Raw genomic sequence first — 11,995 nt, 5'->3', positions numbered from 1 at the left:
TAAACAACTAGTAAAAGAGTCTATAAGTACCTATAACAATATGAGGCCGCACCTTAGTCTCAGGATGAAAACTCCAAATGAGGTGCATGAAAAAAGCCAACAGCTGATGCTGTTGGCTTAGTAGAAATACTGTCAACGTATTTTAGGACGAGACACTATGTCTACGCATTGCCCGTGAACTTCAGACGATTACATCCGCTAAATCCAGTGAGCAATTTTATCGAACAGTCGGTTTTTGTCGGCAGGTTTAACAATAAAGTCCGACATGCCTGACGATTCCATCTTTTCCAAGGTAACGGGAGAACTGTCACCCGTGTGAGCAATAATCGGCACCGAAGAGTATTCTTTGTCGGCACTTCGAATACGGCGAGAAGCTTCAACACCGTCCATGATTGGCATTTCAATATCCATTAGGATCAAGTCGATGTCGTCGGTATCAAGCGCATCTAAGGCTTGTTGTCCGTCTTCTTTCTGCACAACATCAAAGCCCTGTTTTTCCAATAACATTGCTGTAAATCGGCGTAGAGACTCGTTGTCATCGACCACCATAATCGTACGTTTAGTGGTGGCCTCTAGCGGTTTTACAGTAACCGATGGCATCACATAGTTGGAGTCAAACAGTAAACGATCAATGGTCGCTTTGGTATTCAGTAGCCAAACTTGCGTTTCCACCCAAATAGGCTCGAAAGAGATGTTACGCACACGCTTGATAGGATGACGCTCATACAAGTAAATGATTCGCGCCTCAGTGAACGAAAGTAACGATTCAATCTTATCGAGGCAATTGGCTCTTAAATCCAAGCTCTCCATATCAACGAAAATCAAGTCGAACTCAAACTGATATTCCTTATTCTGAAGCGCTGATGCCACATCCAAAATCTCGAGGTCAAAACCCATAAAGCGAGATATTTCAGTCATTTTACTGGAAAGCACTGTCTGATCACTGATCATCAGCACCGTCTTGAGTTTAGTCAGTTCGCTCTTGATTTCCTCTACCGAATTGGAAGTCAAAGATGGGAAAATCATCGTGAACTGTGTCCATTGATCCACTTCAGACTGGCATTTAATCTCACCACCAAACGAGCGCATGACCTTCTGACAAAATGGCAAACCTAAACCGTAATTACCCGACTGGCCTGTGGTGTAAAAGTCTTGGAAAATACGACGAATGATATCGCTCGAAATACCAGAGCCGTTATCCGTCACCATTATCTGGTTCGTCACTTCATCACTGAACATGGTGACATGAATATGAAAATCTTCAGGGCTACGATGATGGAACGCATTCTTGAACAGGTTATACATGACGTATTTCAACAAGGTGTCGCTGCCCAAGAACTCAAAGTTACTCTGCACATCCAAGGAGATTGCTGACTTATCAGCAGTGCGCTTGTAATTGAAGCTGTCTATCGCATCCTCAACCACCGCTTGCGCTGAATGCTTCTTAAACGTAGAGCGAGAGACTCGGTTTTCATCAATTGAAGTCAGTAACAGATCAATCGTTTCGTTACCGGAATGAATGATCTCCATCGCTTCATCGCCCACTTCACGCAACTGAATCACTTCTTCATTGCTTAACGCATATTGCCCTTTTTGATCACCACTTTTAGGGTTAGGCAATATGGACTGCATAACATCAATAGAGGTAAGTAACCCGCTTAGAGGGTTTCGCATCTCATGGGCAATACCCGCACCAAAAGACTTCGCCAATGACACTTTGTTTTCATGTTCCACCTGATTGCGGAAGTAGAACAAGTTGCCGAACAAGTAGATAAACAAAAAGATTGGCACATGCGTCCAATCCATTGTGAGTTCGAGGTAGAAGTCTTGTGCAATCCAAGCACACAAGGTAGCAATCCCAATACCGGCAAAGGTTTGTGCAAACATCACTCTCGTCACGTGCACCAATAAAATATGGAGGAAAATAGCCGACATGAATGACATAACCCAAACGTTGGACCAATTATTCATTAGCAGCATGTAGAAGAAGAAACCTGGCAAACAGATAGTTACAGCAACTTGATAATAAGCCGGAAGGTATTTTCGCCATTCAAATGGGACACGATTACGAAATATAATGCCAAAGAACAATACCGAGCAAAACAAGCGAAGCGCTAAGTTTTCGTAGGGCTGCGGAAACAAAAACTCCCACACAATGTAGTAAATTGGAAAGCCGACAAAGCCCATCCAACCTACGAGAGTAAGGTTTGGTTCTGCGTACTGGTAAACTTTACGAATCGCGTTCATACGAAATACTTTGTTCTCTAAGCCCTGACGTTTATTAATTCTATGATTTGGTTTTTATACTTATATTTTGGCGCCGATTATATTACACATCACGTCCGAGCAGTGGGGTTTCAATCAAATAACCAACGGATTTATTTTTATTATTAAGCTTAGATGAATAAAGTCTCAGTTTTATACTTTAATTCAGACACTAAACCTGAGTTCCTGAGACTTGTCCGCTAGCGCCTACACCAATTACCCCTCTTACTTACTGTTATGTCACTGTTACTCGATGCATTTTTCTTGGAGTATCGCCGTAATCTATCACTGCGTAATGTTGCGTTACCCTGTTATCCCAGATCGCCATTGAGCCGTTGTCCCATTTGAAACGAACTTGAAACTCAGGGCGTCTCGCAATTTCAAACAGTTGGCTGAGTAAAACATCACTCTCTTTGCGGTCGAGTTCGTTGATATAACGAGTAAACTGTTCATTGATACAGAGCGTTTCTTTATCCGTTTCAGGATGAACTTGAACAACAGAGTGAACCACTGGCGGATTCTCCTGTGCTGTTTTAATCAAGGATTTGTGCCAATCGAGATCAATGTCTTCTGATTCTATACCTTCAAAGGCCACAAGCGAATGAGTCGCCGACAACCCTCTCAACTTAGCTTTCATATCTTCATGTAGAGATTCAAAAACCGCAGTCATAGAACACCAGATAGTGTCACCACCAATGCTTGGAATGTGTTGAGCATGCAACAGGGAAGCTTTCGACGGCAAGCTGCGCCACGTTAAGTCGGTATGCCAATAACTTTCCTTTGGCGCATTGCCACGGGTTGTTTCAATCACACTCACCTGTGGCGCACTTTCCACGCGAGGGAAGAAAGGATGTGCAGGTTCTAACGTTCCAAAGCGCTGTGCAATCATCAAGTGTTGTTCTGGAGACAAAGTCTGCCCGTCGAGAAAGATCACTTGATGGGCAATAAGTGCCTGATACACCTTATCTAGTTCATCAGCACTGCATGTAGAAAGCTCTAGTTCGTGAATACGAGCGCCGATGTGAGGAGTAATGGGTTCTATTTTCAACATACTTTCGCTTATTGGTGATATTGAGTTGCAGGGCGGATCTGGCTACTAGGCTAATCTGACTACTAACAGTAAACCGGGTAAATGCTGATTTTCTTTCTCACTTGAAATAGAAAGTCGTCTCTCCGAAACAAAAAAAGAGCTCCTAAGCTGGAGCTCTTTTCGTTTTTTGATACTTCCTGTATCCATAGACAAGTCCAATCTGTAGTACTTTCACTGAAAGCCAGATCATCGATATCTCCAGTTGTGTATCACCAATAAATCTAGCATACAATCTTCAGACTGTTCTGGGACACAACCGAGATAATCAACTCTAGTGCCAAGCCATCTCACCGCTTAGCACTTTCGCGCCAAGTTCTAAATCGCCTTCCGTAGCCTCAAATTTCGGGTAGGCTTTCTTCATGTAATCACTGATCTCGACCGATGTTGGATTACTTTTGCTCGCCAACGCTTTTTCAATATCAGCCACATAATCCTTCGTGAAGTGAACTGCATTTATTCCTGTTGGCATTTCACCTAAATAGTGACCCGGAATTACAACCTCTGGCTCTAGTGCTTTCATACGCTCCAACGATTGTGACCACTGGCTACGAATCTCTTTCGATGCAGTATCTGCCATCCATACATGCACACCGCTATACACCGACACGCCACCAAACACCGTTTTTTCAGACGGAACCCATAGGTAAGCTTGGTGTGTATTTATCTCTTTCACTTCGATGGTTTCACCTTCGATGCTTAATGTTGTGTCGTTCATCACCATTGGAACAATCACCTTAGAGGGCGCGTTGCCTTCTAATATAGGCCCCCAGTATTCAAGCTTTGCATCTTTGGTGCGTTTGATATGCGCGACAACGGCTTCACTGGCAACGACTTTAACGTTAGGAAATGCCGAAACTATCGGTTCCAAACCAAAGTAGTAATCTGGGTCGCCGCTACTGATGTAAATCATCGATAATTTTTTGCCAGTCGCTTTGATTTGCTCCACCAAATTTTGTCCATCAGCCACACTAAATTGCGCATCAAACAGAATCACTTCTTTCTCACCCGAAACCAATACCGAGCTTGCCGGGAATATCGCGTTCTCGCCGGGGTTATAGTGAGTAATGTTCAGTTCTGTCGCTAGCGCAACACTTGATGCCAGCACGGTTCCTAGGCTTATGGTTCCTAAAAGCATGCTTTTTGATAACAGGGTTTTCGATAACGTATTCATGGCTTTATTCCGATATTTGGAGTTGAACACCTGCCAACTCGCTGAATGTCCAAATATCTTATTTGATTGTTTTTAGATGAAATAGACATCAAATTAACTTTAACTGTTGCAGTTTTCGGACATATACTGAGGTCGGTTTAATTCTCTAGGCAATAAAACAATGGATAAACTCGAGGCAATGAATGTCTTTGTCACCATAGTGGAACGTGGCAGTTTAAGCGCTGCGGCAGAGCACCTTGATCTCTCACGAACCAAGGTCACTCGTTATTTGGGTGAGTTAGAAGCATGGATGGACACACGCTTGCTTCACAGAACAACACGAAGCTTGAGTTTAACCAGCGCAGGTAAAGAAACACTTGAGGTCGCCAGAGAACTTTTGGCACTGGAAACATCCCTAGCTGGGATCAGAAACCAAAACCGAGAGCATTTAAAAGGTCAGCTGCGTATTACTGCGAGCTACTCGATTGTCGATAGCTTCTTGATGGAATCAATTAGTCGCTTCATCGCCAAATGGCCAGAGGTTTCTATCGACATTATCTCGACTGATCAGACCGTCAACCTGGTTGAGTCACGCATCGATTTGGCCATTCGCATAACCAACGAACTGACGCCCAATATTGTCGCGAAGCAGATCGGTGAATGCCGCTCCGTGATTTGCGCATCGCCTCAATATCTAAAAGAGAAAGGCACACCCACAGAAGCCCAAGATCTAGCGCACCACAACTGTTTATCGTTCAGTTACTTTGGCAAAACCGCTTGGACGTTCAATGGCCCCAATGGGCTCGAATCGGTTCCGATTAAAGGGAATATCAGTGCAAACACCTCAGAGGTTCTGCTTTCTGCCACACTCAAAGGCAACGGTATCTGTTTACTGCCCTTCCCTTCAGTGGAAACCATGATGCGTGATGGTCTATTAGTGCCACTGCTTTCTGAATGGCAACCTAAAACGCTCGGTGTTCATGCTATTTATGGAACGCGTAAACAAGTCACACCGCTGTTAAGAGCCTTTATCGACCATTTATCTGACGAGATGGAACAATCGACAAGTTGGTAGAAGTACGATGCCATCACTAAGGAGGAAAACTTGCCATTAGTAAAACTGATGCAGAATTAAAATCATTAATTTTACTTAACTGTCAGTTGCTTCTATCGTGACTGCATACATCATCAATTAGCTTATTAACGCAGGGAAACTGACTATGACTGCCATTACCGATTTAGACATTTTGTTAAAGTCCATGTCACCAGAACTCATTGAAGGCAACTATGTTTTCTGTACTGTCGACGGAGCGTTAACAGACTATGTTCAGCTCAATCCAATCTCAACTTTTCGTGAGAAAGAAGGTTTAACGCTGGTTCTGGAAGAAGACGTTGCGACCAAAGCTCAGCTAAACTTCGACGGTGTATTTAGCCTTATCACTTTATCGGTACATTCGAGCCTTGAAGCGGTTGGATTAACGGCGGCGTTTGCCACCAAGCTTGGCTCTTACGGCATTAGCGCTAACGTGGTTGCGGGCTACTATCACGACCACATCTTCGTTCAAAAAGACAAAGCAGAAGCTGCAATGAGTGCGCTGAAAGAGTTTTCAGAAGCGGATTAGTAAAGAATTCGATTGTTCACAGACACAAAAAAAGCGACGTAATCTACGTCGCTTTGGCTTATTGCTTAACGTGCACTCACTGATCAGGCATCAGTGAGCGAACCAGTTAAGCAAGCTTAAAAGTCGCCACTTTGTCACTTAAGCCAGCGGCTTGGCTCTTAAGTTCGTTCGACTCAGTTAAGCTGTCCTGTGCGCCCACAACTAAGTGGTCGGTAACATCTTTAATGGTCGTCACGTTCTGGGTAATTTCACCCGTCACATGTGTTTGCTCTTCAGCAGCCGTCGCGATTTGAGTCGCCATATCGCTGATCAAAGCAACTGCAGTATTGATCTCTTCAAGCGCATGCGAAGCTCGATCGGCATCTTCTACTGAATGTATTGCCAACTTAGAACTGCTCTCCATCAGCTCAACCGCTTGCGCCGTTGTACGCTGCAGGATATCAATTGTTGATTTGATCTCTTCCGTTGAAGAGTGGGTACGCTGTGAAAGCACACGTACTTCATCCGCTACCACAGCAAATCCACGACCTTGTTCACCAGCACGAGCCGCTTCAATCGCTGCATTCAAAGCAAGTAAGTTGGTTTGTTCTGCAATACCTTGAATCGTTGCGAGTACGGTCGAGATCTCTTGAGCGTGCTTGTTTAGCTCGCTGATCACATTACCTGCTTCGTTCACTTCATTGGCTAGGTTATTGATTGAACCTTTGGTATCCACAACCAGAGCGTGACCACTGTTAGTGCTTGTCGCTGAATCTTGCGCCGCTTTTGCTGTTTGCTCGGCATGCGATGCTATCTCTTGCGTGGCGCTCGCCATTTCAGTTACGGCCGTCGCGACCATAGTGATTTCTTGCTGCTGATGATTAAGCTCATCCACCGAACGGTTCGCACGCTGAGCACTTTGCTCTGACTGGCTGTTTAGCTGTTCTGACTGCCCACGGATATGGCCAATCAACTGCTGTAAGCTTCCAACAAAGGTATTGAAGTTATGAGCCAACTCGCCCACTTCATCTTGGTTTTCAACATGAATGCGTTGAGTTAAATCACCACTACCATTCGCGATTTGCGCCAGTGCTTGAGAAACGTGGTTCAACGGGCGGAATAGAATCGTACACAACAGGTTAAACAGTATGGTACATACGATCACCACAAGTAGCGTCACCAACACTTGACCAATCACTGCATCAAATAGTGGCGCAACCAGAGAGTCATGGTTAACAACGCTCACAGTAATCAGGCTCGTTCCATCAATCGCACGTGCGTACAGAACATAGTCGCTGCCATTCAACTCGATAGAAGTGTCTTTACCGCTAGTCAGCGCCTTTTGTACGTCCGCAAAATCTAACCCAAGTGAGCTGATGTTTTTGTTCAGTAACTTAGTGTCAGGGTGCGTATAAACCGTGCCCTTATTGGTCGCGATGAACATGTAACCTTCACCTGGAAGAATCACCTGCTCTAGACTGTTTAAGATGTCTGCAATTTCTACATCAGCACCCAACACAACCTGTTGCCCATGCAGTTGCATTGCTGTTCCTAATGAAACAACGTTCGCCCCAGTTGCTGCAGCAACCGTTGGGTTATCCATGAACACCTTGCTTGGGTTCGCAACCGCATTGGTGTACCAACCCCATACGCGTGGATCATCATTGCCCGGTGGCAACACAACACCGTTCGCGTTCTTTTGCGAACCATCAGGAAATGCCAAGAAGACATTATCAAAAGAGGCTGAGTCACGAACCTGTTTTAGATGAGTCACCAAGCTTTCTTGTTTGGACTCTTTCGAAAGAGAAGTAAGCGCACGCTCTTTGGATAAGATCCAATCCGATACATATTGATTGTACGAAGCCGATGCGCCTTCTAAACGCTGTTCAACTTCTGTATCCAACCTTTGCAATGAAGCACGAAAAGACAATGCCTCGACCAAGATCCCCCCCAGGATAATGGCCATACTGGCTGAAATCGCCAGTTTATTTTTAAGCGAGAGTTTCTTGAACATAGGAAACCTATAATGTGGAAGTAAAAAACCGTGGCGAACAAATTGGTTGCCAAAGAGGTTTGCAAGCGGGATATATTTTACGCTTTAAAATAAATTAAGAAACCGATGAGGAACTGAAATATTGATATATGTGAGTAAGTGCACGCATCGTAACCCATTGATTTAGAGAATGGTAAACTCTAAATTTTGAATTAATGTGCTAAACATGGTCAGCTGATGAGTGTCTCTGTTTGAGAATAATAACGGCACAGATCGCGCCATGCCGTTAGCTCATTAGGAAGGTATTTAAATGAGTTGAACGTCTGAATAGAAACAGGTTGCGAACTAAATAGTCAAAAGTTGATCAACCAAAGTCCAACGTTAACAGCAATCGTGTTTCGTCAGATGAAGTGACTGGTGAACGGTGAACAAGGCCTCTATTCTCATTGCCACTCCAACGCTCCCCTTTTAATAACGCAACATCACCACTGGCCATTTTCTGGATGTCAGATTCGTCGTTGTACAGGCCTGAAACAGAATCAGGCTTTCCGTTAGCCCCTAGCCCTAGCTTAGAACGGTCGACTAAGTCGTTTGGCAACCATTGAGTCGCAACACCATGATAAGTTGTCACCAAGCGGCAAGGCACTTGATCAAAATGGAAACGTGGGCACATCGCTTTATTCAGAACGGCTAAACGTAACCCGACTTCTTCAAGCTCAAACAAACAACAGAACATATCCACCAGCTCTGCCATGTTTTCTAACAGCGCTTTAGAGGCGGTGCCATCGGTGGCAAATTCCAACTTATCGAAAGCATTTTCAGGTGACACGCTAACAGACTTACTAAAGTTTGGATTCAAGGCGATAAATTCACTAATTGCCGTCGTTAAGCCTTCATCAAACTGTCGCTGCCATACCGCTATATTAATATCACTTTGGTAGATATCCGCTAATACCGTTGGCTGCTCAGAAGCGCTAAGTCCAGGCTTATGATTCGCCTGATCCTTGATACTCACAACGGAACTAATGTTAAGTGGCTGATTGCTATTCGTTATCAAAGGCTTGGTTAACACGGCATTCATTACGTCATCTCCTTGATGCATGCTTATCGTTTCTCTTTTAATACTGCAAACGTCGTTCACAGTAATAGTGAATTTTAGTTATGTTATAACATAACTAAATTTGCACAAGTAACTTTGCCGATCATGGTTCCAATAATATGGCGATGCTCTACCTTCGTCAGGTAATTTGATGAATGCTGAACTAAGCTTCTATCTATCTTTTTCTAATTTATCTTTAGTTCAAATAAAGATCTCCAAAAATGCACGACTCGAGAGCGTTAAACTTGTGAATTCATCAATGTGGTGACAACTTATGAAAAAACTAATCTCTACACTCGGCATCCTATGCACCGTTATCTCCGCTCAATCTTTCGCGGAAACGGGCTACACGTTAGACCCCAATTTATCGAATATCACGTTCGCAACCATCAAGAAGCAGTTTGTTGTTGAGCCCGCATCCATCAAGCCTTTATCTGGTGGTCTTACCGAAGCGGGTCAGTTTTCCATATTGTTGGACGTAAAAAGTGTGAGAACTGGCGTGGCTATTCGCGATCAGAGGCTCAATGAGCTCTACTTTGAATCGATGACTTTCCCTGAAGTGAAGATATCTGGAAAAGTTGAACCGTCAATGTTGTCCGGTGACCCAAAAAGAACAACCATTGCAGCGGAGGTTACCTTGCACGGCGTAACAAAAACGATCGATTTCCCAGTTGTGGTGGTTCCATCCTCAGGATTTGTCATGGTTAGTTCAGCCTCGACAATCATCGTCAACGGCGCTGATTTTGGGATATCGACAGAGAATCTAAACAAACTTTCAGCGACCGTGGGTGGATTAGCGATTTCCGACCAAATCCCTTTAAGCTTTAACCTACTTTTCGACCAATAATGGACTTATAACTATTCCTTTCTATTCTCCCTCATTTCACATTCATCAATCGTTTGAGAGCGGTGAATGTGAGTAAGAGTACGCGACAACGCAATAAACTGAATTAGGTTTGAATAAACTAAACCAAAATTTCCACTCGATTTCCCCAAGTCGGCCAGATAAACATCCCTCACAAAGTATTAAATTGAGCGTTATATAGGCTCAGAGATGTCGTTGATGTCACATGTCGTTACACAGCATGACGCCTTAAGGCTTTACATCTTGGGCGAGGTAAACAACAATCCCTGAGAATAAATCCATAACATAATGTATTTAGAAATTATGAGTAACACAGAAAACAAAAAATCGAGTCCTCTTTTCGAAGTCGTATTTAACGTCTTTCTTCCTTCATTCATTTTAATGAAGTTCAGTGGAGATGAGCTTCTCGGAACAGGCTTAGCATTACTTGTCGCACTAGCCTTCCCTATTGCTTACGGTGGCATGGAGTTGATCCGCAACAAGAAGTTCAACTTCATAGCGGCGCTTGGCTTCGTCAGCGTGCTATTAACGGGCGGTATTGGTTTCTTTGAGCTAGACACTCGTTGGTTAGCACTAAAAGAAGCATTAATCCCTGGTCTAATTGGTTTGGCGGTTCTTGGCTCTACCTTCACCCGCTACCCGTTTATCCAGAAAGTTATCTTCACACCGGCCCTGTTAAATATCTCTCTTATTGAAGAGCGCCTAAAGCAGTTCGGTAACCAAGCAAAGTTTGATCGTTGTCTAATGACATCCAACTACCTATTCGCGAGTACTTTCGCATTTTCTTCAGCTATGAACTACTTCCTAGCGACTTGGATTGTGACTAGCCCTGCTGGCACCGCTGCCTTTAATGAAGAACTTGGCAAGCTGACACTTTACAGCTACCCAGCAATCGCCATCCCAAGCATGCTGATGATGTTAGGTATTTTCTACTACATTTGGCGTCAAGTTCGCACGATGACATCACTAGAAACAGAACAAATTTTTATTACTAAATAGTTCTGAATTAACAAATCGCTCTGACAGCACAACATGAAGCCCAGCAATTAAGCTGGGCTTCTTTGTTTTTACTCTTTCGTTATCAACGTGATAGATGACAGCTTCGATTTGGATTATGAATCGAACGGGCAACCCTAATGCTCTTTTCTCAAGTAAATTTGGGCAACATGTCTATAAACCAATAATAATCAATGAATTGCATTGATTGAACCGACAGATGCTTTTATAGTCAATTCTGTTGGTTACTTTACAAAGCTCTACCCGCTCACTGACATTATTTCAATTGCTGTTGATAAGATCGCATAAGCTAGGTGCTAAAGGTAGACGCCAGCCGTACTCAATAAGGAATATAGATTATGAACAAATCTCAATTAGTTGAACACATCGCGACTTCTGCAGACATCTCAAAAGACCAAGCAGGCACAGCACTAAATGCGCTAGTTGAAGGTATCTCTACTTCGCTTGCGAACGGTGATGACGTATCGATCCTTGGATTTGGTAGCTTTAAAGTTAACTCTCGAGCTGCTCGCACTGGTCGTAACCCGCGAACCGGAGAAGAGATTCAGATTGCCGCATCAAAGACGCCAGCATTTAAAGCGGGCAAGGCACTAAAAGAAACGTGCAACCTGTAACACAAAAAACACAAGGAAGATTACGATGACGACTAAGGAAAAAGCGAAAACGAGCCGAAGCAAAAAAGCAGGCAAGTCGACTAAAGCGCAAGCCGAAACGCCTAAGACTCGTCAACGCATTGAAGAGCTTCTCGAAGAGCGTGAACTGGCTAAACTGTTAGAACTTTAGTTTATATAAGAACTAAAGTTTAGGTTTAAGCAAGGTGATAGTTTGTTATCGTTCTAATGCCACTGCAGATTTGTAGTGGCATTTTTGATTTAGGAGCAAGCGCCTCTAATAAATAATACCAATCCGGAAAAT

General features: G+C 43.7%; 11 protein-coding genes. 6 read left to right on the top strand and 5 right to left on the bottom strand.

The window, feature by feature from the left end:
* Positions 1-198: 198 nt before the first annotated feature.
* The 3 genes from AB4482_RS12890 to AB4482_RS12880 form a co-directional block, all read right to left on the bottom strand.
* Positions 199-2,247, bottom strand: coding sequence for a response regulator (locus AB4482_RS12890; protein WP_372181057.1), 2,049 nt, complete (start codon positions 2,245-2,247; stop codon positions 199-201).
* 253 nt (positions 2,248-2,500) lie between these two features.
* The gene (locus AB4482_RS12885) at positions 2,501-3,316 is read right to left on the bottom strand and encodes a TauD/TfdA family dioxygenase (RefSeq protein ID WP_017059123.1); all 816 of its coding nucleotides are present in this window, start codon (positions 3,314-3,316) and stop codon (positions 2,501-2,503) included.
* A 310-nt stretch (positions 3,317-3,626) separates the two neighbouring features.
* Complete coding sequence (locus tag AB4482_RS12880; protein WP_017066263.1) at positions 3,627-4,526, bottom strand: Vmh family MBL fold metallo-hydrolase; 900 nt, start codon at positions 4,524-4,526, stop codon at positions 3,627-3,629.
* 160 nt (positions 4,527-4,686) lie between these two features.
* Between AB4482_RS12880 and AB4482_RS12875 the strand changes: the two genes are divergently transcribed.
* Entirely contained in the window at positions 4,687-5,580 is an 894-nt protein-coding gene (locus AB4482_RS12875) for a LysR family transcriptional regulator (RefSeq protein ID WP_372181055.1), read from the top strand.
* 145 nt (positions 5,581-5,725) lie between these two features.
* Positions 5,726-6,127: an ACT domain-containing protein gene (locus tag AB4482_RS12870; RefSeq protein WP_372181053.1), complete on the top strand. Its 402-nt coding sequence runs from the start codon at positions 5,726-5,728 to the stop codon at positions 6,125-6,127.
* 106 nt (positions 6,128-6,233) lie between these two features.
* Here the strand turns inward: AB4482_RS12870 and AB4482_RS12865 are convergent, their stop codons facing one another.
* Both AB4482_RS12865 and AB4482_RS12860 read right to left on the bottom strand, forming a co-directional pair.
* The gene (locus tag AB4482_RS12865) at positions 6,234-8,120 is read right to left on the bottom strand and encodes a methyl-accepting chemotaxis protein (RefSeq protein WP_372181052.1); all 1,887 of its coding nucleotides are present in this window, start codon (positions 8,118-8,120) and stop codon (positions 6,234-6,236) included.
* A gap of 343 nt (positions 8,121-8,463) precedes the next feature.
* The gene (locus AB4482_RS12860; protein ID WP_372181058.1) at positions 8,464-9,180 is read right to left on the bottom strand and encodes a DUF1826 domain-containing protein; all 717 of its coding nucleotides are present in this window, start codon (positions 9,178-9,180) and stop codon (positions 8,464-8,466) included.
* A gap of 292 nt (positions 9,181-9,472) precedes the next feature.
* On the opposite strand from AB4482_RS12860, the gene AB4482_RS12855 reads away from it, so the two are divergent.
* The 4 genes from AB4482_RS12855 to AB4482_RS12840 all read left to right on the top strand — a co-directional run bounded on the left by AB4482_RS12855 (position 9,473) and on the right by AB4482_RS12840 (position 11,863).
* Entirely contained in the window at positions 9,473-10,045 is a 573-nt protein-coding gene (locus tag AB4482_RS12855; RefSeq protein ID WP_372133250.1) for a YceI family protein, read from the top strand.
* Positions 10,046-10,366: 321 nt separating this feature from the next.
* Entirely contained in the window at positions 10,367-11,062 is a 696-nt protein-coding gene (locus AB4482_RS12850; protein ID WP_017065484.1) for a VC0807 family protein, read from the top strand.
* Between the two features lie 356 nt (positions 11,063-11,418).
* On the top strand, positions 11,419-11,694 hold the full coding sequence (locus tag AB4482_RS12845; protein WP_017059113.1) for an HU family DNA-binding protein: 276 nt from the start codon (positions 11,419-11,421) through the stop codon (positions 11,692-11,694).
* Positions 11,695-11,719: 25 nt separating this feature from the next.
* Positions 11,720-11,863, top strand: a complete 144-nt coding sequence (locus AB4482_RS12840; RefSeq protein ID WP_017059112.1) for a hypothetical protein — start codon at positions 11,720-11,722, stop codon at positions 11,861-11,863.
* Positions 11,864-11,995 lie beyond the last annotated feature (132 nt).

It is taken from the genome of Vibrio sp. 10N.222.55.C7 (assembly GCF_041473335.1).
Classification (GTDB): Bacteria; Pseudomonadota; Gammaproteobacteria; order Enterobacterales; family Vibrionaceae; genus Vibrio; species Vibrio crassostreae_C.
This window is presented reverse-complemented; position numbering and strand designations above follow the sequence as displayed.